General features: G+C 46.4%; 18 protein-coding genes. 8 read left to right on the top strand and 10 right to left on the bottom strand.

The genetic code is table 11. The features are described 5' to 3' along the window. The first annotated feature begins 585 nt into the window (after positions 1-585). A complete protein-coding gene (locus tag AC6H3C_RS16080) occupies positions 586-1,392 on the top strand; it encodes a DUF3658 domain-containing protein (protein ID WP_497516428.1) in 807 nt (268 codons plus the stop codon). A 112-nt stretch (positions 1,393-1,504) separates the two neighbouring features. Here the strand turns inward: AC6H3C_RS16080 and AC6H3C_RS16075 are convergent, their stop codons facing one another. From AC6H3C_RS16075 to AC6H3C_RS16055, 5 genes are all read right to left on the bottom strand, one after another. Further along, complete coding sequence (locus AC6H3C_RS16075) at positions 1,505-3,148, bottom strand: ABC-F family ATP-binding cassette domain-containing protein (RefSeq protein ID WP_497516427.1); 1,644 nt, start codon at positions 3,146-3,148, stop codon at positions 1,505-1,507. A gap of 111 nt (positions 3,149-3,259) precedes the next feature. Continuing rightward, positions 3,260-5,590: a GH92 family glycosyl hydrolase gene (locus AC6H3C_RS16070; RefSeq protein WP_497516426.1), complete on the bottom strand. Its 2,331-nt coding sequence runs from the start codon at positions 5,588-5,590 to the stop codon at positions 3,260-3,262. Positions 5,591-5,797: 207 nt separating this feature from the next. Continuing rightward, the gene (locus tag AC6H3C_RS16065; RefSeq protein WP_497516425.1) at positions 5,798-7,414 is read right to left on the bottom strand and encodes a RagB/SusD family nutrient uptake outer membrane protein; all 1,617 of its coding nucleotides are present in this window, start codon (positions 7,412-7,414) and stop codon (positions 5,798-5,800) included. A 19-nt stretch (positions 7,415-7,433) separates the two neighbouring features. Continuing rightward, a complete protein-coding gene (locus tag AC6H3C_RS16060) occupies positions 7,434-10,715 on the bottom strand; it encodes a TonB-dependent receptor (protein WP_497516424.1) in 3,282 nt (1,093 codons plus the stop codon). Positions 10,716-10,887: 172 nt separating this feature from the next. Then, positions 10,888-11,763 (bottom strand): FecR family protein, encoded by an 876-nt coding sequence (locus AC6H3C_RS16055; protein ID WP_497516423.1) that lies wholly within the window; start codon positions 11,761-11,763, stop codon positions 10,888-10,890. Positions 11,764-12,008: 245 nt separating this feature from the next. On the opposite strand from AC6H3C_RS16055, the gene tnpA reads away from it, so the two are divergent. Then, on the top strand, positions 12,009-12,431 hold the full coding sequence (tnpA, locus tag AC6H3C_RS16050) for an IS200/IS605 family transposase (RefSeq protein ID WP_497516157.1): 423 nt from the start codon (positions 12,009-12,011) through the stop codon (positions 12,429-12,431). 52 nt (positions 12,432-12,483) lie between these two features. On the opposite strand, the gene AC6H3C_RS16045 is transcribed toward tnpA, so the two are convergent. The 4 genes from AC6H3C_RS16045 to AC6H3C_RS16030 form a co-directional block, all read right to left on the bottom strand. Beyond that, on the bottom strand, positions 12,484-12,606 hold the full coding sequence (locus AC6H3C_RS16045) for a hypothetical protein (RefSeq protein WP_497516422.1): 123 nt from the start codon (positions 12,604-12,606) through the stop codon (positions 12,484-12,486). 135 nt (positions 12,607-12,741) lie between these two features. Then, the gene (locus AC6H3C_RS16040; protein WP_497516421.1) at positions 12,742-13,332 is read right to left on the bottom strand and encodes an RNA polymerase sigma factor; all 591 of its coding nucleotides are present in this window, start codon (positions 13,330-13,332) and stop codon (positions 12,742-12,744) included. Between the two features lie 109 nt (positions 13,333-13,441). After that, the gene (locus AC6H3C_RS16035) at positions 13,442-14,623 is read right to left on the bottom strand and encodes a SpoIIE family protein phosphatase (RefSeq protein ID WP_497516420.1); all 1,182 of its coding nucleotides are present in this window, start codon (positions 14,621-14,623) and stop codon (positions 13,442-13,444) included. Continuing rightward, entirely contained in the window at positions 14,623-15,552 is a 930-nt protein-coding gene (locus AC6H3C_RS16030; protein WP_497516419.1) for a PAS domain-containing protein, read from the bottom strand. Before AC6H3C_RS16030 ends, AC6H3C_RS16035 begins: the two co-directional genes overlap by 1 nt. Positions 15,553-15,807: 255 nt before the next feature. Here AC6H3C_RS16030 and AC6H3C_RS16025 point away from each other — a divergent pair, with 255 nt between their 5' ends. From AC6H3C_RS16025 to AC6H3C_RS16000, 6 genes are all read left to right on the top strand, one after another. After that, positions 15,808-16,761: a carbamate kinase gene (locus tag AC6H3C_RS16025; protein ID WP_497516418.1), complete on the top strand. Its 954-nt coding sequence runs from the start codon at positions 15,808-15,810 to the stop codon at positions 16,759-16,761. 70 nt (positions 16,762-16,831) lie between these two features. Next, entirely contained in the window at positions 16,832-17,833 is a 1,002-nt protein-coding gene (gene argF / locus AC6H3C_RS16020; protein ID WP_497516417.1) for an ornithine carbamoyltransferase, read from the top strand. Between the two features lie 253 nt (positions 17,834-18,086). Then, a complete protein-coding gene (locus AC6H3C_RS16015) occupies positions 18,087-18,506 on the top strand; it encodes a BT0820 family HAD-type phosphatase (RefSeq protein WP_497516416.1) in 420 nt (139 codons plus the stop codon). 90 nt (positions 18,507-18,596) lie between these two features. Continuing rightward, positions 18,597-19,409 carry a polysaccharide biosynthesis/export family protein gene (locus tag AC6H3C_RS16010; protein WP_497516415.1) on the top strand — a complete coding sequence of 271 codons (813 nt, stop codon included), beginning with the start codon at positions 18,597-18,599 and terminating at the stop codon, positions 19,407-19,409. 22 nt (positions 19,410-19,431) lie between these two features. Further along, the gene (locus AC6H3C_RS16005) at positions 19,432-21,780 is read left to right on the top strand and encodes a GumC family protein (RefSeq protein WP_497516414.1); all 2,349 of its coding nucleotides are present in this window, start codon (positions 19,432-19,434) and stop codon (positions 21,778-21,780) included. 541 nt (positions 21,781-22,321) lie between these two features. Continuing rightward, the gene (locus AC6H3C_RS16000) at positions 22,322-23,800 is read left to right on the top strand and encodes a nucleotide sugar dehydrogenase (RefSeq protein ID WP_497516413.1); all 1,479 of its coding nucleotides are present in this window, start codon (positions 22,322-22,324) and stop codon (positions 23,798-23,800) included. 115 nt (positions 23,801-23,915) lie between these two features. Here AC6H3C_RS16000 and AC6H3C_RS15995 read toward each other — a convergent pair whose 3' ends face one another. Then, positions 23,916-25,172: a DUF6051 family protein gene (locus tag AC6H3C_RS15995; RefSeq protein ID WP_497516411.1), complete on the bottom strand. Its 1,257-nt coding sequence runs from the start codon at positions 25,170-25,172 to the stop codon at positions 23,916-23,918. Positions 25,173-25,212: the final 40 nt, after the last annotated feature.

The raw sequence follows: 25,212 nt of genomic DNA, 5'->3' as shown, positions 1-25,212 counted from the left end.
ACGTGTGGTTTTCTTCGGGACCTAGGTTTTATACAAAACCACCTGTGGTTTTTTCGCGCAGATGGTTTTCTGATACGAGTAGAAAATCAATGATCACAGAAGCGCCGTTTTGCTGAACTTGTTTCAGCATCTGTTGCCATTTGTGGCTCCGGCGGTTCGGAAACCGCTGCACCCGATTGAGAGAAGAGACTCGTTAATCGCTTGTTTTTTTAAATCGATTCCAAATTAGCTGGTTGGTAAAATTTATTAGGTCAAGTTTTGTAATTTGGGGAGCGACAGTCGATTATGCTTAGTACGTTGCCAGCAATGCTGAGAAAGTTGCAAGTGATTCAAATTTGGTGTTTTTTTACATCAAAAATTAAAAAAACTATGCCAAGACAAAGCATATCTTTATCGAAGCTTTTTATTGATTTTTGGGAAATAGGGCAGGCTGACGCGGCCTGACGTTCGTTGACCTATGGCAGATTTTTAGGTTCATCGGGGAGAAGGGAGACTGTCAAGGACGGTTCGGTGAGATACCTGGGTTGATGCCCTTACCTGCTCGGCCACTAACCGTTGGCGATAATAATGAAAAACTAAACCAGTATGCAAAAAGAAAACACTCATATTGTCTTTGGAAGGATAGGACGGAGGACTTTAATTGACAGCAATGTAATTGACCTGAACAAAAGTCAGATAATAAGCTTTGATGATATTTTAAACATTGGACCTGCTTGTGATATAAATGCAAGCGACGATATTCAAAAAAGGATAGATTGGTTGCAGATAGTTTTTGGGGATAATCCAAATCCCCCCGTAGAACAAGATTTAAAAAGCATAGAAACAATCGTTGAAAATGCAGATAATATTGATAAATTATTTATCTGGACTGGGTATTGTGCTTCTGAAATGATTGGTACTGCAAGATTAATATATCATTTATCAAAGTTCGACAAACCTGTTTTCATTGCCAATTTCAATACTCCCGTTAGGTCAATACACGGAGATATTATTTATCCCCAAACATTAAATCAAACTGCAATCTTTCAGGTGAAAGATATTTTTGAGCAATTTGAACTAATCGATAAAAGCAGATTGCAAGACTGGAGAAATCTTTGGGAAAAAGTGAAATCGGAAAACGGACAGTTATGGATTCGTGATAATAAAGGACAAATCGCAGTAGAAAAAATAGATTATTTTGATTCCTTTTTATTGGCTAATTGTGATGAGAATTTTCAAGAAGCAGCAAGAGTGATTGGAGAAACACTTGCAGATATCGATTTTAATGTTGGTGATGGTTATTTGAATTGGAGATTAAAACAATTGGCTTTGAATGAAAAGATAGAAATACAGGGGAGGTTGATTGAAATACGAGACTACGGAGTAAAAAAAATTACTACCGCCAATAAATAGGACTTTGAGCGATCTGCACGCCCCGGCGATGAGTCCCGGTTGAACTACACCCGCCGGGATCATTGGTACAAGCAAGTTGGTGCTTATGGGTTTAGTTGTCAGTTCGTTGATTCTATTTCCGGACCTTTATTTCCAATTCGTTCAGGTGCTCCATTTTTTTGCGCTGAAGGAATTCGGTGATGCCTTCGGGGTGTTCTTTTACCCGTTGGTTGCCAAACTCATAGATTTTGGTTACCATCCCGTCGAGAAAATCACGATCGTGCGACACGAGGATCAGCGTGCCGTCGAATTCAAGCAAGGCTTGTTTCAGGATATCTTTGGTGCGCATGTCGAGGTGATTGGTGGGCTCGTCGAGGATAAGCAGGTTGACCGGTTCAAGCAGCAGTTTGATCATGGCCAGGCGGGTGCGCTCGCCCCCGGAAAGTACGCTCACTTTTTTGTCCCAGTCTTCGCCTCCAAACATAAAAGCGCCCAGAATATCCTTTATTTTTGTGCGGATATCTCCTTTGGCCACATCGTCGATGGTTTGGAAAACGGTGAGGCTTTCGTCGAGCAGCGACGCTTCGTTTTGTGCAAAATAACCGATCAGGGTATTGTGCCCGAGCGATAGTTTGCCGTCGTGTTCAATTTGTTTCATAATGGCCTTAACGAGCGTCGATTTTCCTTCGCCGTTTTTACCAACAAAAGCCACTTTTTCGCCTCGCTGAATGCTGAACGACGCGCCTTCAAAAACCAGGCGATTGTTATAACTCTTCGATACATTTTCGGCAATCACCGGGAAATTGCCCGAGCGGGGCGACGGCGGAAACCGCAGCCGCAGGTGCGAAGTATCTACTTCGTCCACTTCCAGAACCTGAAGTTTATCCAGCATTTTCACGCGCGACTGTACTTGCAGGGTTTTTGAGTAGGTTCCTTTAAAACGTTCGATAAATTCTTTCGTTTCGGCAATCATTTTTTGCTGCTCGTCGTACGCTTTTTGCTGTTGTTCGCGGCGTTCGCGGCGTAGTTCCAGGTATTTGGTGTAGTTGACTTTATAATCGTATATGCGACCCATCGTCACCTCAATGGTACGGGTGGTGATGTTGTCGACAAAACGGCGGTCGTGCGAAATGACGATCACCGCTTTGGCATTGTTCACCAGAAAATCTTCGAGCCATTGTACCGACTCAATGTCGAGGTGGTTAGTGGGTTCGTCGAGCAGGATGAGGTCGGGATTTTTGAGCAGGATTTTTGCCAGCTCGATACGCATGCGCCAGCCCCCGCTGAAATCGTTGCTCGGGCGGTTAAAATCGCGGCGTTCGAAGCCAAGCCCCAGCAGGATTTTTTCCACTTCGGCGTCAAAATTAATTTCACCCTGGCTGTACAGCTTTTCGCTAAGTTCCGACACCTGCTCAATGATGGCGCTGTATTCGGCCGATTCGTAATCGGTGCGTACCGTTAATTCGTGATTCAGTTCATCCAGTTTGCTCTGCATGTTCAACACCCCGGCAAAAGCCTGCGACGCTTCTTCGAATAAGCTGCGCTTGCTGTCGGCCATCAGGTGCTGAGGCAGGTAAGCGATCACGGCATCTTTCGGGGCCGATATTTTTCCGCTGCTTGGCGTTTGTACGCCGGCCAATATCTTCAGCAAGGTTGATTTCCCGGCACCGTTTTTGCCCATCAGCGCAATGCGGTCTTTCTCGTTCACCACAAAATTGATATCCCTGAAAAGCGTACTCCCGCTAAACTCCACCGCCAGACCGTCAACTGAAATCATCGTTCTTTTGTTTTAAAAATCAGCCGGCAAAGATAATCAAATGACTGAATGCTGAAAGGGGATGAATTCGTATAAGCCGACACGTTCACCCAGCCCGCTTAATTTGGATGCTTAGTCATTACTTCCGCCCGATCCCCACTTTTTGTTGGGTTGATTTCCCATTTGCAGAACAAGGCTTCCTCCCGCGGTCAGTTTTTCGTGCAGAATGGCCCAACTGTTCAGCGGATTGCCGTTAAGTGTTGCCGATTGAATGTACTTGTTTTCATCCGAATTTTTTTTCGTGATGATGGTAAAAGTATTTCCGGGATAATAATCCGGGTTCAGGTGAATGGTCACCCGGTCGAATACAGGGCTTCCGATTTCGTAGAACGGCTCGGTTGAACATCCGCCGTTCATGGAGAAAAGCCCCATTTTCATTAATACGGCCAGTGCTCCCATTAATCCCTGGTCTTCGTCGCCGTTGTACCCTCGTTGCGGGCCCAGTCCTTCGTAAACCGATTCGACTACTTCGCGCGACCAGCGTTGGGTTTGCCAGGCTTGGTTAAGGTAATTAAAAATGAAAGCTGTTTGAATGGAAGGTTGATTTCCGTAGTTAACCGGAATCCGGCTGTATTCCGGGTGCAGCTCCCGGTCGTGCGAGGTGCCGGCGGTGAATCCCATTGTTTTGGCCGTTTCAAAGGATTGATTCAGCTTTTGGGCTGCTGCTTCTTTTCCTCCCATCAATTCAGCCAGGCCCGGCAAGTCATGCGGTACAAACCAGGTGGATTGTGCCCCGTTTGATTCGTTAAATCCATGCTCCAACTGATAAGGGTCATAATCCGTTTTCCATTTGCCGTTCACATCTTTGGGCCGCATCCAGCCGCTTTCTGTATCAAAAACATTCTTGTAATTTTCTGACCGGCCCAGAAAATAGTTGAAGTCGTCGTTGTGTCCGAGTTTTTTAGCGAGTTGAGCCAATGTCCAGTCCTGGTAGGCATATTCCATCGTCAGGCTGGCGCCGTCCTGATGATAGCCAAACTCGCCTTCGGGAATGGGGTAGGGCACGTAGCCTTTTTCGAGGTAATAGTTTAAACCGCCGCCAATGGACGTTTGGTGTTCATAACCGGCTTTTTCCATGATGCCGCCGGGCAGGTGATTTTTCCTGAGCGCCTGGTAAATTTCTTCCAAACCGTCTTTTACAATGCCTTTTTGAACAGCGCTCACGATAAAGGGGGTTGATGAAGCTCCCGTCATCACGTAGGTGTAATTCCCGCCCGACGGGCCGCGGGGAACCAAGCCGCCATCCTGGTAATACTGCATCAAAGAATGGGTAAATTCGTCCATGATCTCCGGATATACCAATCCCCACAGTGTGTTGATGGTCCATTGAGCTCCCCAAAACGCGTCGGAATTGTAGTGGTTGAACCAGGGCTTCCCGTTTTTGTCAAGAGGTAGCTGGCCGATGCGAAATTGTTCGCCGGTGTTGTCGGGGTATGCGCCGTTTACATCGCTGATGGTCCGTCGTCCCTGCAGGGCATGCCACAGATCGGTGTAAAAACGCCGTTGCTGTTCGGTCGTTCCTCCTTCAATCTGAATGCGGGAGAGCATGCTGTTCCATTCGTTTTTCGAGTCCTGTACGATCTGCTTAAAATTCCAGCCGGGTAGTTCTGCTGTCATATTTATTCCCGCGTTTTCTTCAGAAGTATACGAAATGGCTACTTTCATCAGCAATTCGTGGTCGTTCATCTCATTAAAAAAAACAAGATAGTTTCCGCTCACCGGGTCTTTGCCGATTTCGGCTACCGGAGCGTTAAATTCGGCCCTGAAAAATACGGTGCAATCTTTTGGACGGCGGATAGTCGGTGCATTGACTGTTTTTCCTTCCAGAACCATTGGCCCCGTTTGTCTCAGTTCGCCGTCTTTCATCAGGCTGGGCCCAAGCATGCCATTCAGATTAAACAACACGGCTGCCTTTCCGCCTTCGGGGAACGAATACCGGTGAAAACCAACCCGTTTGGTCGACGTCAATTCCGCTTTTATTTGATAGCGGTCAAGTTGGAGCGAGTGATAACCGGGGCTGATTTTTTCTGTTTCATGACTAAATTTTGACTCATAATCAGAATAAACAGAAGTGAAATTTTCTTCGGAAATAACGACAGGCATTACAGGAACACCTGCCAGTTGCCAGGCATGAACGTGGCTAAATCCCTTCACCGTGTCGGTGTTGTAACGGTAGCCGCTTCCCCATTCTCCACCGGTTTGGGTATCGGGACTGAGGTTAACCATACCAAAAGGGCGGCAGGCCGAACTGAAGAAAAACCAGCGCGAATTGGCAGTGTCCACGGTCGGGACCACCAAATCAACCAATTCATTTTCAGGTTTGAGACTTTCTTGCCGGCATGCGTATACAAGCAACAATACGCAAAGAGAAAGCGTGGCCGGGATGGATCGTTTTAGTTTCACAAGCAGTTGGTTTAAATCGGGGAAAATAGGATTTACCTGAAAGATATAGGTTTTTGGAAAGAAAAAAAAGCCGCCTGAAAAGTCCCGGACCTCTGCATTCGTCACCCTGAATTTATTTCAGGGTCTGACGATCAGTGTATCGAGATCCCGAAACAAGTTCGGGATGACCTGTTCCGGGACTTCTCAGGCAGCCTATAAAACGTTTTTTTAATTATAGCCGGGGTTTTGCACCAGCAGCGAATTTAATTTCATCGCATCTGTTGGAATGGGTAAAATGCGCCTGTACGTTTCATTATTGGTTTTGAAACCCCATGAACCTTCAACCTTACCAAAGCGGATCATGTCGTTGCGGCGCCAGCATTCGTACACGAATTCGCGGCCCCGTTCGTTGTAAAGGTCCTCGAGGGTAACGCTTGTCCAGGCCGGTGAGGTGGAACGGTTGGAGCGAACCATATTGACCAAAGATAAAGCCGTATGCCCCAGAGTTGGCGCTCCGCCACGAAGGATCGCCTCTGCCTTCATCAGGATCACATCGGAATAACGCAGGTAAGGAACGTCGTTATTCTGGTTTCGGTTTGTTGATGTTTTATCGGGATAGAATTTGATGTTCCGGTATCCCATGTTCCAGGCAATCTCGTCGTTTCCGCAATCAAATAAGGCTTCGTTTTGACGTAAAACGACGTTGGGAGACAACGTAACATGATAAGTATAAGGAGCGTTACCATCGTCACCGGTGTAAAACTGATCGTATCCTTTTTTGGTGGTGGTTACCATCACCGGAGTTACGCCATCTTTCAGATACTGAGGTCCGGTTAGCCATTGGTCGTTGCGGATGTCGCCCGCATCATTGAAAATAGCGTAAAATTCAGGTAAAGTACTCATCGGGGCGCTTGGACGGAAAGGCAACTCGAATTTAGCCTGAAGCGAACGCGGCACGTCGTAACGGGCACGGTACATTTGTCCGTTTGTTCCCGGGTAGGCAGTTGCTGACGGATCAAAGGGAACGGCAAAAATGAATTCTTTCATTTGCGGACCGTTGTCCGGGTAAAACATTTGAAGATACGACGACCGGGGCTCGACAGCGAATTTACCGGAGTTAATCACGGCATCGCAAGCTGCAATGCAGTCGTTCCAACGGGCCGTGCCGGTATAATACTCCGCGTTGAGGTACATTTTGGCTAATAAGGCATAAGCTGTCCATTTGGTTGGACGACCATAGGTGGCCTCACCGGTTTCTTCGCTCAGGTGGTTAATGGCCTTTTTCAACTCGCTTTCGATGTATTCAAAAACCTGGGTGCGGGCTGTATTGGTGCGTGGTGCGAAATCGCCGTACAAGGTGTCTAAAGGGACATTGCCGTAAAAATCCATCATGATAAAGTACGAAATGGCACGCATGGTCCGAAGCTCGGCCAATGTTCTGTTCTTATTGGCGCCTTCCGGCATCACATCATTCAAAATATAATGGGCTTGGTTTGTCACCCCAATGGTTTTTTCAATCATGTACCAGAGGTAATTGGTGGCGCCATGGTCTTTATCCCAGGTATGATAATGCATCTTCAGATAGCCTTGATTATCGTACCAGTTGCCACCTCGGGCAGGAAGAATGCCTTCGTCGGTGCTGATGGTGCTCATGAAGAAAAAAGAGTGCGCATATTCGCCGCGAAACACTGAATAAACAGCACCGGCAGTTTGGGCGTATTGTTCTTCATTTTGCGGAAACACATCGGGGGTCATCTGCGTTGTAATCGGCACATCAATATCATGGCAGGAAACAAATAAACCTGCAAGCGCCGGAAGAATAAAGTATTTGATTATATTTTTCATAGTTACGTATGTTTAGTTGTTAAAAAGTCGCTTTTACGCCAAATAGTACAGTCCGGGTTTTGGGATAAAAGTTATTCGAATCAACGCCAGGGGCGATACCTCCTTGTTCCACCTCCGGATCAATGCCTTTGTATTTGGTGATTGTGAACAGGTTATTCACCGAAGTGTAGATACGCAGGTTCTGCATCATTTTACCAAGATTTTTGAAATTATAGCCCAGTGTTGCATTATCCAGTCGGATATAACTTCCGTTTTCGATGAAGCGGGATGAATACTTGTAAGAATTCAGATCCGTGGGAGATTCGTTGGCCACATCAACCAGAATGTTTGTCGAATGGGCAGTACTGGGTCGGAATAAATCGGCCCGGGTGGCATTAAACACCTTATTCCCGAACACCCCGCGTACAAAAATATTTAAGTCAAAGTTTTTGTACCGGAAGTCGTTGGTCCAGCCCATCAATAATTTGGGTTGCGGACTGCCCAGGTAATGATAGTCCACACCGATTGCCGGATTGGTTGTCAGGCTTCCGTCGGCGGCAATATATTGCGAAACTCCTTCTGAATTTTTGCCGGCATACTGGAGCGTAAAGAACTGACCGATAGGTTTTCCTTCCTTCAGAATTTGAAGGGTACTTCCGGTTTGGCCACCTCCATCGGGCTGTGTGATACGGATCGAGTCGCCGCCTGAGAATAATGCATTTTCCAGTTTCTCAATCACGTTTTTATTATGTGCCAGGTTCAGGTTGCTGGTCCAGCTAAAATCGCGCGATTTTACCGGAGTTGCATTTAAGCTGATTTCGATCCCTTTGTTCGACATTTCACCTCCATTGGCGGTGATGACTCCGGCAGGGACCAATACGGTATTAACAGCGTATGTATAGATCATATCCGTGGTCTTCTTGTTGTAAACTTCAACATAACCACTTAATTTTCCATTTAATACGGTGAAGTCCAGTCCAAGATTGGTGGTCGTGGTTTTTTCCCAGCCCAAATCAGGGTTGGCTGCCTGGTTAGGGCCGTAAGCAAAAATCTGGTTGCCCTGATCGTAATAGGTTCCGAGTGGTCCAACAATAAACTGGGCGGTGTAGGCATTAAAGCCGGATGAGTTACCGGTTACCCCGTAGCTACCGCGCAGTTTTAAGTCGGTGAACAGGCTTTGCGACTGCATAAAGCCTTCCTGGTCAATCCGCCATGCCAAGCCAATGGATGGGAAATACCCCCATTCTTTGTTATCGCCAAATACCGAACTGCCATCGCGACGAATCGATGCCTGCAACATATATTTGTTGTCGAAACCATAGTTTAAACGGGCAAAATCCGAGATCAGGCGGGTTTTCTGATATGCGTAGGCATCTCCAAAGTTAACAATGAAACCGTTTACGGCGGCATAATTACCCAACGCCAAGTTGTTGTAACTTACATTGTCAACCGGGAAGTTCGTGTTTGTTGCAGTAAAACCATCGCCATAAACATTATCTTGCCAGGAGTACCCCACAACTGCATTGATGTTGTGCTTTCCAAGCTCTTTGGCCCAGGTCAGGTAATTCTCAAAAATGACATTGGTATTTTGGTAGGAACTTCTGATAGCAAGTCCGTTGTCACCAAAGTTAATGATCGAGTGCACGGCAGGCGGATCGGGATTGTTGTAAAATTGCGCACTGTTGTAGTTGGTGGCATAGTAGCTGTTGTAATATTCGCCGTTCAGCGAAGTATTTTTCTGGTAGGCTACATTCAGGTTATACTTGAACCCAAAAGGCAAGGTGACTTCAGTGGTGAAATTGCCCAGCAGGGTGTTGATTTTTGAATCGTCATCAGCCTGTTCAATAATGGCCAGCGGGTTAAAGTAACCAGAGTGGTTAAAGTTTTCGAAGTAGGTGCCATCTTCTTTTTTCGGGCTGGTTACCGGAAGGTACTTGGCCGCTTGCAACAAGGCCGAGTTTCGTTGAGGTACTTTCGTGTTTTTGATGTTGGAATTGGTCACGCTCAGTCCAAACTTCACCTTGTCGTTGAATGCCAGCTGTTCGATGGCCATGCGCGCAACAATACGGTTTTGATTGCTGCTGAGCAAAATACCCTGTTTGTCGATATACGTAATGCTGGCGATGTAATTGCTGCGCTCATTCCCTCCGCTGTACGACAGATTGTGGCTGGTTGAGATGGCAGCTGACCGCTGAATGACTTCCTGCCAGTTGGTGTTGGCGCCCATATCATCCTCAGGGGCAAACGACATGTTGTTTTTCGAAAGGAACGAACGCAATTGATTGGCATCCATCATATCAAGTTGGTTCGAAACGGTCTCGATACCTACGTAACCGTTATAGGATATTTGCTCCAGGTCTTTTTTGCCTCTTTTTGTCGTGATCATGATTACCCCGTTGGCGGCTCGGTTACCATAGATTGATGTTGCCGCCGCATCCTTCAGTACGTCAACCGATACAATGTCGTCCGGAGCCACTAATGAAATATCCGCTCCGGGCACGCCGTCGATTACATAAAACGGGCTTTGAGAACTGTTAATCGTCGAAGCACCACGCATGATGATGGTTGCTCCGCGTGTCGGGTCGCCACTGGCCGAAATATTCAGTCCCGGTACCTTCCCTTGCAACAACTGGCCAACATTGGCGATTGCCCCGCGGTTCAGATCGTCTGATTTGACAGAGGTAACAGCGCTCGACAGGTTTTTGCGCGAGTTCCGGCCATAACCGATGGCAACGACCTCCTCCAAGCCAACCACGTCAGCTTTAAGGGTTACGTTGATGGTTTGTTGCCCGGTGTAGCTAACTTCTTCACTTTTCATGCCGACAAATGAGAAAACTAAAATGGGACTGCTTCCCGAGACTTCGAGGCTGAATTTCCCGTCAAAGTCGGTGATCGTTCCCCTTGAAGTGCCTTTTTGCACCACGGTTGCGCCGGGTATGGGGCTGCCGTTGTCATCCAACACCGTCCCGCGAACCAGGGCGGGTTGCTGACTCAGTTGACCAACAGCGGCGCTTCCTTGTTGTGCCAGGCTGAGGATAATCTGGCGGTCTTTAATATCGTACTTAACAGCTGTTCCCCGGAAAATCTCATCCAGGATCTCATCGATTCTTTTGTCGGTGAGTTGCACGCTCACCTTCCGGTCAACATCGATATATTTATTGCTGTACATGAAGAAGAACTCGCTGCTTTTTTCGATATGCAGCAAAACCTCTTTTACGGTGGTATTATTCATATTCAGCGACAGGCGTGTGCCTTGTGAATAGGAATCGATGGCCAGCGCCTGACCGATAACGAAAATGAATAGGAGGATTGTTAGTTTCATAATTCTTCCAAATTTTCTGACCTGCGGATAAAAATTTCCCGGGTCAAGCCTTTTACGAATTTTTTCCATAATTTTGAAATGGTTTGAGTTTGACAATTTTTACAGAGAAGATTGTTATTTTAAGAAACCCGGGGGAGGATGTTAGCGCATCTTCCCCTTTTGTATGATTATTTTACATAGGCATTTTGTTTTTCTCGTTTTTCGATAAGATGTATTTCTTTTTTTCCGGTCCGTTGGTTGCCTCGTTGGTGATATGTTGTGTTTCAAACGAAAGATTGGCAGCCTGAGCGAGGTACTCGAGAACCTGGGGCAAGGTTTCATTTTTGACGGTCAGGGTAAAGGTGAGCTCTCCCAGTTTCCGGTTGGGGTCGGACAAGATGACCTCTGCGTTGTACCAGCGCTGCAAGCGGGCGACGATTTCAGACAGCGGGTCGTTACGGAAAATCAGCTTTCCTTCGGTCCATGAAATATATTTTTCCACATCGGTTTTTTGTTTGATCAGCGATCCGGTATTTTTCAGATAGATTATTTGTTCTTCGGGCAAAAGCGCCATCGGTTCTTTTTCGGTACCGGCGGGGATGTACGACACTTTTCCTTCTTCGAGTACAACCGACGAAAAGTTGTCGTCGGGGAATGCCGAAACGTTAAACCTGGTTCCGGTGACTCTGATGGTCCCGTCAGCTGTTTTTACATAAAACGGGTTTTGCGTGTCGGAAGAAACATGGAAATAAGCTTCTCCTGTCAGGATCACCTCCCGGTTCCGTTTGGTAAATTCGGCGGGGTATTGCAGGCTGGTTCCGGCATTTTGCCACACTTCGGTTCCGTCGGGCAGCGTAGTTTTCAACCTCGATCCGGGTGGCGTTTCAAGGGTGATCCAGGCTTGATTCTGACGATAGGCGCCGTTGTTCGAAAGCAGCCAGAGGCTGGCGATTAGCAGGGGAATAAATAAGATGGCTGCTGCACGCATACCGAAGTAAATAATTTTCTGACCCCGGGTTTTTTCTGATGTTTCGTCCAGGTTAATTCGGTGGTGGATCGAGTCAAGCATTTGATTAAGCTCTTCGCGTGCAATTTTGTGTTGGAACGACGGCGTATTCTTCCAGTATTCAAAAAGGAAATCCTGAATTTGTTTTTCGTGTTCTTTTTGCCGGAACAGATGAATAATCGTATTTAGTTCAAGTTAAAAACCCACGTTCTCTGAACGTGGTCAGAGACGTTCCACGGGTTTGCCTGTAAAACGACTCATATTTACCTTTAGAAGGTTGTCCCCACAACCAAAGAAAGGAAAAAACAATGAGTCGTTTTAAGAAGTTGTCGCATGCGATCTGGCATTGCATGTACCATATCGTATGGACCCCTAAATATAGGTATAGAATATTGAAGGGAGAAATCAAAATTGAAGTGGAACACTGCATCAAGGCTTTCTCGGAGCAGAAAGGCTGTATTATTGAGGAGTTGAACGTACAGGAAGATCACGTACATCTGGTTTTGATGGTTCCGCCGAAAGTCTCTATTTCTGACATGGTTGGGATTTTTAAAGGACGAACAGCAATTCGGCTGTTCAACAAATATAAGAGCTTGAAGAGCCGCCCCTATTGGGGCAATCATTTCTGGTCAAAAGGCTACTGTGTGGATACAGTAGGACTGGATGCGGAGATGATCAAGAGGTACGTCAAGTATCAGGAAAAGAAAGATAAACGAGAAGAAGAAAAGTAGTCATTAACCTGTGGGGACAACAACTTTTACCTTCTTTGAGGGTAAAAGCAAATTACCCCTTCCAGGGGTTATCCCAAAGCCACATCCTTTGGGTGTGGATTTTTACTTCATCCGGATGACATTTGTTCTCCAGGTATTTCTGAATCAGGGATGCAGTATCTTTTTCCGTTGTCATTTTATTGTACATTAAGATCAATCATATTCCGGATGATGCTTAGGTTAGCATATTTTTTCCTGAATATTTACAAGTAATACGTAAAAGCGACGGATACCCCCCAAACAAAACCGTCTTTTTTATTTGGATTTTTTTTCAGAGGAACAGGACGATAAAAAGCAGATTCAGTAAATTACCCGAATCCAGTTTTTTTCGTATCGTTTTCAGCGCGAGATTGATCTGGTTTTCAACTGTTTTGACCGAAATATTCAGGATCCCGGCGATTTCTTTGTGGCTTAATCCTTCATCGCGGCTCAACTGATAAATTTTTTTTCGTTGTTCGGGTAAGGTTGATACGGCTTTTTGCAGTTCGTTGGCCAGTTCGTTGTAGCTGGCTAAATGATCAGCGGCGGGTTCGTTATCCGAAAAATAGTTTTGCAGATCCTGCAAGTATTGGTTTTCTTTTAACCTTTTGCGTAGTAAATCAATCGTGATGTGGTATGAAACAGAGAAAAGCAAGGCTTTAACCGATTGTTCCGAATCAAGCTGATCGCGTTTTTTCCAGATTTTAAGAAAGGTTTCCTGCACAACTTCTTTCGAATCTTCGTGGTTTTTCAGAATGGAAAAGGCAAAGCCAAACAATCGTTCGCTGAATTGTGCATACAAAAGATCAAAGGCTTTGATATCGCCTTGCCTGATTCTTTTGGTCAACAGGTTCATTTCTTTCACGCTTGACGTCTCTTTCATTCCACGACTTGAAATTGCCGGATAAAACTATCAAATAATTTTAACATGAACGATTTTCCCGTTTAAGCCGGATGAAATGATTCTGCTCCGGTTATTTACAGCTGTTTGCTTATACAAATTCCACCTTCACTTGTTTGAAAAAACGTTCTTCCAGCAGCTTGACAATGCGTTTTACAACAAACTTTCTGATTTCAAGTTCAACCGGTTGGTCAGGATCCTGATGGGCCCAGTTGATCCGGGTTCCGACAACAATGAGAATGGTGTCGTGGTCCATCAACAGTTTGACCACCTCTTCGGGCGGCGAATTTCCTAACCGGGTGTCGCTGGTATACGTTTCCAGGATTTCTTCCACTTTTCCCATGGTCAGAATGCCCTCGGTGACCATTTCAAAACCCTCCATTTGGGCGGTTGGCGGAATTGCAATATCGGCATAACGATGCTGAATATTGACTTCGAGGTTGAGTTCGCGCGCGATGATCTCGGCCGTTGTTCCGCCGCAGATAATTTTCTTCCCGGGAAAGTCCTGCACCCGCTTCACAAAATCGTAATCTTTGATCTTGTAAAACGGGGGCCCGGTAATCAGCATAAACTCACGCGGCTGTCTGAAATAAACTACGCCGCAGCTGGTGTCGTCTTTTAGCTCAAAGTCATCATTCATGGAGGCCTGGTTCAGTATTTTCCGGGCTAAGCGGGTCGCCGATATTTCGGGTTCGCGGGCGATTTGTTTTTGGGCGAATAACGATACTTCCGGTTGTCCCCAACCCTCGGGATACCTTTTGCTGCCCAGCCCGCTCTGGGCTACACCATCGGTGATAAAAATCACGCGGTCGCCCTTCTGCGGTTTAAATTCGCGAATGCGCAGGATTTTGCCCACGTTTTCTTCGCCGCGGATGTTCATTTCAATTTCGCGCGGGGCAAAAGGATGTCCGTTGCGCAGGATGATGGTGGGCGGGTTATCGTAATTGATGATGCGCACCAGCTCGTCATTGTCAATTTCAATGATGGTGAAGGTGGCATAGCTCTCCTTGCCGTCGCTGCTGCGTGGCAACACCCGCATGAAAATATTGGCGGCAATTTCGGGTTTGGTATGAAAAGAGGTGTAGTTTAACGCCATGGAAGCCGTCAACGTAGCCAATACGTTGGCTTTTACGCCGTGCCCGATGCCATCGGATAAAACCAGGATGGTGCGTCCTTCCTCGCTGATACGCCGGGTGTGGAATACGTCGCCGCAAACCACTTCGCCTTTGGCTTGTTTTTGCTGAACATCAACTTCAACATGGAAATCAGGCATTATTTTTCGTCCTCCCCGTATTTGTATGATTCGATAATTGAGTTCAGCAATTCTTCTGTCAGTGAGGCATTTTCGCCAAGAAGAAAGGCGATTTTTTGCACGGTTTCGAGATTTTGCTTGTTCACCCGCTGTGCCCGGCTGATGATTTCTTCGCGAACAAGCGAGGGGGCCGACATATCGCGGATGAGCGCCCCAACCACCCTGTTTTTGTAGATGGTAACCACCGACACGTGCAGCAGCTTATTCTGGATTTTGAGGTCGCGTTCGAGCATGTTTTCGCCCGAAGCCATGATGGAAGAAAACATTTTATACACCACTTCGGGAACCAGTTCTTTCAGGTCGGCGCCGGTCAAACCGGGAATGGTTTCATAAAGTTCTTCGGTTTCTTCGCCAAATAAACGGGCAAATCCCTGGTTCGAATCGAGTACCTTCAGCTCATTATCCACGATTATAATCCCGGCCTTGATTTTATGGAGCATGGCCGACGCGATGACGGTGCTTTCTTTTGCTTTTTCCAGTTTCCGTTCTGCTTTTTTCCGGTCGGTAATGTCGAAAATTGAACCGACGATGCCCATCACATTTCCGGCATCATCGCGAATAACCGCTTTGTTAAACACCACATCATGTAACGATCCGTCGGGCTGGCGAAACTTGGTTTCATAGACCTGGTTACCCGGGCTGTCGAACAATTCCTGATCGCGCAAAGCGTAGATCTCGGCAATTTCGGGCGGTTGTACGTCAAACACCGTCTTCCCGGTGATCTGCTCCCGGCTTCGCCCGCTGAAAATTTCGTGAGCCTTGTTGGTCGACCGGTAAATGCCATTGATATCGCGGAAAAAGATCGGGATGGGCAGGGCGTCGATAATTTTCTGATACAGCTCCGGATTATCCGGCATATCGGGGCGGAAAGATTTTTCGTCGTAGATCATGGGTCGGTTATTTTTGGTGTGCCTGATTATTTGATGACAAAAATTACGAAAAAAACTTCAATATCGTTAATCCAATACGAAAACTATTCTTCCTGTTTTCAAATTGTCATTCAGGATAATCTTTTTGTTTTAATTCGTAAAAGGCTCAAATAATCAGTGTTTTATAGCATTCAATGTGACGAAAAAATCTAACAAAATTCAGATTTATAATGGTATTGATTTTTTATGTTTGTATCTGATGTAATTCATTTTTCAATGAAAAAATTAGCCGTTATTGCGTTAGGGGGCAATGCTTTATTGCGTGGCGACGAAACCGGATCGATCGAACAGCAGGAGGCCAATACCACGGAAACCCTTGAAAACCTGGTACACCTGATTAAAGCAGGTTATCATCTCGTGATCACTCATGGAAACGGGCCTCAGGTTGGCAATATCCTGATGCGGAATGATGCAGGCGAGCAATTGTACGGCATTGTTCCCATGCCTCTCGACATCTGTGTGGCCGATTCGCAGGGAGGCATTGGTTACATGATTGAACGGATGCTCCGGAATGTGCTGAACAAACATGGTATTAAAAAGCATATTATCTCCGTGATCAGTATGGTTACCGTCGATCCGGTTGATCCCGCATTTGAAAACCCTTCCAAGCGGATTGGGAAAATTTATACAGAAGCCGAAGCCGAAGAACTGAAACACGCGAAAGGCTGGCTGTTTAAACCGTCGGTTAAAAACCGGGACGGCTGGCGGAGGGTCGTATCGTCGCCCGAACCGATCGATATCCTGAATAAAGATGTGATTGAAGACATGGCGCGGGCCGGAAATATTGTTATTACCGCCGGTGGGGGCGGCATTCCGGTTTATTATGATGCTCAGAACGATTTGCGTACGCTGGATGCGGTTATCGACAAAGATATGACTTCGTCGTTACTGGCCTCGGAAATCGGGGCGAATGAGTTTTACATTTTAACCGATGTGTCCTTTATTTATAAAGATTATGGACTCCCGAGCCAGGAGAAGCTCGAATTTTTAGATTATGCCGATACGAAAATGTATCTTGAAAACGGTACTTTTGGAGAAGGAACTATGGCTCCAAAAATAAAAGCTTGCCTGCGCTTTATTGAAAAAGGAGGTGAGAAAAGCGTCATCACCGAAGCAAAAAAGCTGGAAGATAAATCGTACGGTTCAAAAATAACGATGCATTATGAATGAGTTAAAGCTCCACGTTCCGTGCTCCGTGCTCCGTGCTCTAAGCAAGTAACCAATCCTTAAAATCAATATCATGCAAATCAACTTAAAAGGCAGGCATTTTTTGAAACTGTTGGATTTTAGTTCGGAAGAAATCGCTTACCTGCTGAAACGCTCGGCAGAATTGAAGCAAGCAAAATATAACGGTACCGAACAACAGCATTTGAAAGGAAAAAATATAGTCCTGATTTTTGAGAAAACCTCGACCCGCACCCGTTGTGCATTTGAAGTAGCGGCTTTCGACCAGGGAGCACACATCACGTATCTTGGCCCTTCGGGTTCGCAAATCGGTCATAAAGAGTCGATGAAAGACACCGCCCGCGTGCTCGGACGCATGTACGACGGGATTGAATACCGCGGCTACGGACAGGCTATCGTGGAAGAATTGGCCCTCTTTGCCGGCGTCCCGGTATGGAACGGGCTGACCAACGAGTTTCACCCGACCCAAATCCTCGCTGACTTCCTGACCATGCAGGAACATGCGAATACGGATTTGTCGGAGGTGAAATTTTGTTACCTCGGCGATGCCCGCTTTAACATGGGAAATTCGCTGATGGTGGGAGCGGCCAAAATGGGCATGGATTTTCGGATTGCTGCTCCTGTAGCATGCCAACCGGCAGCCGGTCTGGTTGCGGTTTGCAAAGAGATTGCAAAACAAACCGGCGCAAAAATTACCATCACCGATCAGGTGAATGATGCAGTAAAAGGCTGCGATTTTTTGTATACCGACGTTTGGGTATCGATGGGAGAACCGGAATCGGTGTGGGCCGAACGCATCGAACTGCTGAAACCATACCAGGTAAACAGCCGGGTGATGAAGTTAACCGGAAACCCCGGTGTAAAGTTTATGCACTGCTTACCGGCATTTCACAATCGCGAAACAAAAGTTGGCGAAGAGACCTTCCGGAAATTTGGGATGGACGCGCTGGAAGTGACCGACGAGGTTTTTGAAAGCCCGGCTTCCATTGTATTCGATGAAGCAGAAAACCGGATGCACACCATTAAAGCCGTGATGGTGGCAACCCTGGCCTCGTAAACGGAGGTTTAATCGATTAGCCCGAATTTGTAAAAAATACGGGATGAGCAGCGCCTGAAAACCGTTCACGGGAGGATGGCGTTTGACTGCTTTTCCTTTGCGTGTAAACTGTCCATTTTCATCCGGAACGTATAATAAATGTCCCCTTCATAAAAAAAAACGTTGATAAAAACATTCAAAAAGATTACTTTCGTCCATTGATCCGACTTGGTAATCTGAAGCATTGTGCTGATTTTCATTTTAAAACAGGGGCATGTATAAACGATTGATTATTGCTGTAGATTTTGACGGAACCATTGTTGAACACAAATATCCGCAAATTGGAAAAGAATTGCCTTTTGCTATTCAAACACTGAAGATGTTGCAACGGAATGGACATCGGCTTATTCTTTGGACTTGCAGGGCAGGTCGGGAATTAGAAGAGGCCGTGTTGTTTTGCAGGGAACGGGGGCTGGAATTTTATGCAATCAATAAAAATTATCCGGAAGAAACATGGAAACCTGAATCCAGCAGGAAAATTGTTGCAGACCTGTATCTGGACGACCGGACTCCGGGCGGGTTGCCGTCATGGACTGAAATATTCAGGTCGCTTCATCCGGAAATAAATGATACGGAGGCGATGAACGAGCCGGTCCGCAAGTGGTGGATTTTTAAGAGATCGGCTGCCTTGTAAGTAGTTTTAATCAAACAGAATCAGATTTTATGCAAAAATATTTACCTCTTCAATTTTTCCATTCTCATCTTTTCCATTCTTTCTTTTAACATGAAAACAACGAATACGGTAACATCAGCTGGCTTCACAAGCCTGTTGCTGGTGGTTTTAATCATTTCTCTGGTTTCGTGCCGAAACAGCGAGGAGTTGATGTATTTGAAAAATGCGTCCAATCAGGAACTGGTCAAAGCGCTGAATGATAGCGCTATTGAATATATCGTCAAGCCGGGCGATATCCTCTATGTCAGTATTAAGTCGATGAATGCGGAAGTGAATGCCCTGTTTAACCCGGAATCGAATATGGAACAGCAGAGTTATAATTCCTATCAAAAATATATCAGTCCGCAGGGTGCATACCTGTACGGTTTTGAGGTAAATGACAAAGGCATGCTCACGCTTCCTGTACTGGGCGACATTCCCGTGGCCGGACGTCCGCAGTCTCAGGTTGAGCTTGTTGTGCAGGAACGGGCCAATCAGTACCTGAAAGAAGCCATCGTTAGAGTTAAATTGCTGAATTATAAAGTTACGGTGCTGGGTGAGGTGAAAAATCCCGGGGTTTATTACAATTACAACAATAATTTTACTTTGTTTGAAGCATTGGCGATGGCTAACGGGAATACCGACTATGCCAATATTAAACGGGTAATGGTGGTTCGTCCGCAGGCCGATGGGAATCAGACCACCATCCTCGACCTATCCGACAAGGATGTTTGGATGTCCGGTGCATTTTACCTGCATCCCAACGATTATATTTTTGTGGAGCCCGACAAAAACAAAAACTTTCAGCTAAACAGCCAGGCCTATTCACTTTTCTTCTCATCGTTGAGTGTATTACTGGCCGTTTTAGGCTTTGTTTTGAAATAGTTAATTGTTCAAATTTTTCGAAATGATGCAATCAAACCATATCTCTCAGCGGGGCTCAAATCAACCCGATGATGAAATCGATCTGAAACGCTTATTTTTTATCCTCTTACGCAAATGGTACTGGTTTCCGGTTTGTCTGGTTTTGGCTGTTTCCGGCGCTTTTCTTTTTGGGAAATATCGTAGTCAAACATTTTTGGTGGATACCAGCATCATCATTCCGCAAAAGAATAAGGCGTTTAATCTCGAAACCATGTTTGGAAACCAGTTTCCCGGAATGGCCGATATGTCAATCTCAAACGAAGTGGAACTCCTTCGTTCCTATACGCTGAATTACAGAGTGGTAGAAAATCTGAACTGGCGTACCATCTGGTTTCAACGCGAATTATTCGGGTGGCAGGGTTTGTATGCCAACGAACCTTTTGTGATACGCGAACATGATAACAAGATAAACATCGAAGATATTTGGGTTGAAATCAGGCCTGAAGCCGACAGTACGTATTCGGTTTCGGCTTCCGGTACAGGTATGCTGAACAATGCTCAGCTTGATGTCAATTGCAGCTCTAACGGGAAGTTCGGAGAGGAATTTCATGATGAATCTTTCAACTTTACTTTATATCTGAAAGACGACATCAGCCGCGTTGCCGGCGAACGATTCCGGTTCCGCTTTACCAACAGGAGCCGGCTTACGCTTGAATACCAGGAACGGTTAAACATCGCGTCTGCCGATAAGCTGAGCGATGTCATCCGTTTGTCGGTTCAGGGAACGGAAGCGCTGCGTGAGATTCGTTACCTGAATGAGTTAGTCCGGGTTCATCTCGACCTCAAGCTGGAACAGCAAACCACCACCCAAAAACGATCGTTGCAATTTATCGACAATCAGCTGAGCGGCATTTCCGATTCGCTTATTGTTGCCGGCACTACCTTTACAGAATATCGTTCACGGAATCAGATCATCGACCTTAGTGCGCAGGGCGAACTGGTTATGACGCAGTTGGGCGATATCGAAAAAAATAAGTCGCAGCAACAAATGCAGTTGGAATATTTTATCAACTTGCTGGCTTATTTGGGTAAGTCGGATGGAATCAAACAAGTTGTTACCCCGTCGGTTGTTGGCATACAGGATCCGTCGCTGAATGCCCTGGTGCTGAAATTAAGCGAACTGTACAGCCGCCGAGAGGTGCTTTCATTCAGCGCTTACGAAAATAACCCCACGCTGGTGCTGTTAAACAAGGAGATCAGCCAGGTAAACGAACAGCTTCGCGAAAATTTGGTTAACCTGATTGATAATGCCCGCCTGACCATTCAGAACCTGGATGACCGCTACCATACCATGAATGCCCAGTTGAATAATCTTCCCGGGCAGGAACAGGAGTTGATCAATATCCGGCGACAATACGATCTGACCAGTGAGATTTATACTTACCTGTTACAGAAACGTGCCGAAATAGAGATAAGCCTTGCTTCTACTGTGGTCGATATTCAAATTATCGACCCGGCGCGGGTGGAACGGATCCGGCAAACAGGAATTTCATCTAAAATGTTGATCATGCTGGGTATTCTGCTTGGTTTGATTATTCCGGCCTTTTTTATTTTACTGGTTGAAATGACTGACAATAAAATTCATCAACAAGAGGATGTAGAACGGTTTAGTCCGCTCACCATCATTGGCAATGTTTTCCATAGCAAGTCAAAATCGGAACTGGTTGTTTTTGAAAATCCGACTGCGCCAATTACCGAATCCTTCCGGGCGATCAGAACAAACCTGCAGTACAAGTTTACGCAGGCAGGGCAAAAAGTGATCGGGATTCACTCGATGATTCCCGGCGAAGGAAAAACCTTCTGCGCGACGAACCTGGCCTGTATCCTGGCCATGAACGACAAAAAGACCCTGCTGATAGGAGCCGATCTGCGAAAACCCCGGATCGACCGGATCTTCGGGTTTGACAAGCTGAAAGGGCTGAGTACATACCTGATCGGACATCACCGCGCACAGGAAGTTGTTCAGGAAACCTACGCTGACAACTTGTGGCTGATTCCCTCCGGCCCAATCCCGCCCAACCCGGCCGAGTTACTCGAACGTGAACATTTTGCTAAACTCCTTGAATGGGCAAAGGACGAATTCGACTTCATTGTTATCGACAATGCCCCGGTATCGATGGTGACCGACGGGATTATTACCGGCCGGCTGGCTGACCTGAATATATTTATTCTCCGTTACGGACTAAGCCGGAAAGATCAGTTAAAGCATATCAATGATATCGCCTTGCAATCGGTGATGAACAATCCTTCATTGGTGATCAACGACATCAAGTTCAACCAGGTTGGATACAGACATGCTTACACCTACTATGGCGAGGACGGCAAAGTTTGAATCCAGACCAGTTCCTTCATCGTTTGAAAACTGACAGATCTGTTGGTTTATGGTGAACCGGACAAGGTTCCGTGGTAGCATTGACAAGGTTTCGTGGTAAAGGCTTCTATACGCCTTTGTCAAGTTGACAACACACCCTTGTCAAGCTTACCACATTTTTGGCCGACGAGGGTCAGTTCGGTGGAGTGTTAGAACCTGGGCATGGAACAGGGAGCTAAGGGCTTTGGATTTGATCTCTGCGGAGCTTCACGCTTCTCGCGTTTCCTCTGCGTTATGAAGAGTGCCTGAGTGCCAAGGTCATTTCCGGTCTCCTGTCTCCCTTCTTCGTCCTTGTTAATCGTCAATTGCCTTTCGCTCTCGGTCCTCTGCTCCACGTAGAACCCCCGCCTTCGTGTTTAAAATTCTTCCATGCCTTTTCTTTGTAGTTAAAATGCGCAATATTCCTTAGTTAAATAAGCTAAATTAACTAAATTTGAAGCACAATCATGATCATGCTGCCCGATGAGCATGAAACAGTTCTGAAAACGACAAATAGGAAAACATGATCCCATCAAAAATCACAAATATTGCCTGTATTGGTGCAGGGTACGTAGGTGGACCGACGATGGCTGTTATTGCCAGGCAGTGTCCGCATATCCGGGTAACCGTAGTAGATATTAACGCGCAGCGAATTGCCGACTGGAACGAGGCCGATCTTTCCCGCCTGCCCGTATACGAACCCGGACTGCCTGAGGTGGTCGCTGAAGCCCGCGGACGGAACCTTTTCTTTTCGACCGATGTGGAAGGCGCTATCCGCGAGGCTCAAATGATCTTTATCTCGGTGAATACCCCAACCAAAACCTATGGCGTAGGCAAGGGGATGGCTGCCGACTTAAAATACGTGGAACTTTGCGCCCGCCAGATTGCTGAAATTTCGACTGACGATAAGATCATTGTCGAAAAATCAACGCTGCCGGTTCGCACGGCGCAGGCGATCCGTACGATACTTGACGCGTCGTCAGCCAATGGCGCCCGCAGCCTTGCCGCTACTTCGGCCCCAAAATTTGCCGTGCTTTCCAATCCCGAGTTTCTGGCCGAAGGAACAGCCGTGACAGATCTGATTCATGCTGACCGGGTGCTGATCGGGAGCGAAGACAATGAAGCCGGTAAAATTGCCGAACAGGCGCTTGCCGACATTTACGCCAACTGGATTCCGCGCGAACGGATTATTACCACGCGTATCTGGTCTTCTGAATTGTCGAAATTAACAGCCAACGCCTTTCTGGCACAACGTATTTCATCGATCAATGCCATTTCGGCCTTATGCGAACGGACAGGCGCCGATGTTGATGAAGTGGGCCGCGCTATCGGGATGGATTCACGCATTGGCCCCAAATTCCTGAAGGCATCGGTGGGGTTTGGCGGGAGTTGCTTTCAAAAAGATATTTTAAACCTGGTCTACCTTTGTCATCATTTTAACCTGCCCGAGGTGGCCGGGTACTGGGAACAGGTTGTTTTGCTGAACGATTATCAAAAACACCGCTTTGCCAAGCAAATCATCGATACCTTGTTTAATACCGTGTCGGGTAAAAAAATTGCGTTTCTGGGCTGGGCCTTTAAAAAAGACACGAACGATACCCGCGAATCTGCTGCCATTTATGTGGCGGATGAGTTGTTGCAGGACCGGGCTGAAATTCATGTGTATGATCCTAAAGTTTCGGCCAGGCAAATTTACGCCGACCTGGAATACCTGCAGAAACACCGGCGCGACGAAAACCTGTGTCATTCGCCAAAATTTGCACAATTGACGCCCGAAGAGATTAAACAGTTGGTAACGGTGCATGCTTCGCCCTTTGCCGCCTGCGAAAAGGCCCACGCGGTAGCCATTCTGACCGAGTGGGATGAATTTAAAACCTACGACTGGCAAAAGCTTTACGACCAGATGTATAAACCGGCCTTTGTTTTCGACGGCAGAAACCTACTCAACCGCGGTGCCTTGACGAAAATCGGGTTTGAAGTAAAATCGATCGGGAAAGGTTAGAGAACCAAAACCCGTTTAAAACCGACGAAAACCTGGCATCAGGGAAACCACCTGTTATTTCAACAAAAAACACCGGTGGTTTCACCCCGAATCACGCGTAGTTTCATCCAAAACCTCAGGTCGTTTTATCTCGAATCAGCTGTGTTTTTTCACCGTTTATAAAGGCGGCAAATTGGCCGAATACGAGCTTGAATTTTTCGTCAATCAGTTCCTTGTTTTTATCGGTTGCCGGGAAAGGATTGACGTGGTTGTAGCGAAACGGGAAATCGTAAACCGTCACCGGTATCGGGATATCCCGGGTAGCGCCTTGCAGGGTATTGATTATTTCGTAGGGAGGAATAATGGTGTCCTGTTTTAGCGTGATCGCCATGAGTTTACGGCTAACCTGGTTGAATAAACTTTCGCGGTACGCGAGTTTTTCCTTGTAATCGAGCATCGAATAGAACACCAACCCTTCCGGGTGGGGGCCGTTAATATAATGTTTCAGTTGTCTGTCGTGGTCCATGTGTTTCTTCATGTGTTCAATCATGTAGGCGTAGAGGGCAATGTTCGCTTCACTGTCCAAAATATATTTAGACACGGGAGAAAGGCGGTTAAAAACAGCCCCGCCACAGAACAAACACAGTCTGGATTCGCTAAAATAATTGTTGTGATTGGTCAGTTTCAGGATTTCGGCCAGTAAACAACCAATGGAGTACGACATAAAGTGAAAACGGGCAGTGGGGGAGATGAGGCTGTTTAGCCCGTCTTTGCAGCTTTCAACAAACCGGATGATATCGTAATAGGTTTGCAAACCCGACCAGATAAATCGTTGCGGCCGGCTGTGCAAACGCATGCTGATGGCCACGTTGGTGAGCGACGAATCGACCACGTCGGGGAACATTTTTTTTCGTTCTTCGCTTAGCCGGAACATATTTCGTTTGTCGCTCCAGATCGACAATGTCCGGTTCATATGGAAAGCAATGGGGAATAAAATGACAGCGCTGCCGGTGTGCCTGGCCAGGTACTGGGCCCAGGGGAGGTATTTGTCCCAGTTCTTCTCGTTAAATCCGTGAAGAAGGAAAATGGCGCTTTCGGCTTTTTTTACCGAAGCAGGCATAAAAATGTGATAGGAAAATACCTGGTTCTCCCGGATGTCATTGTCGCGGATTTGAATTTGATTGCTGATGTGCCCGATGTTGGTGTAAAAACTGTGTTGCAGGTTGAAATGCTCCTGGTGTTGTTCACAACAATAATCTTCTTCGCCCGGCAACAGTTTATAGGAGGTCGACCGGAATTCCTGTCGGTGGATGTGCAAATCGTCAAATGGAATGACGGCATCGTCAGACTGCAATGCCTCTCTCAACTGCTGATAGGAATCGAAATATAACATGAGACCGTTCTCCTTTAATAATCAGGGAAGTTGCAAATTT

This window comes from Gaoshiqia sp. US2 (assembly GCF_059705485.1).
The sequence above is the reverse complement of the archived record's forward strand: the minus strand, read 5'-3'. Positions and strand labels throughout refer to the sequence as shown.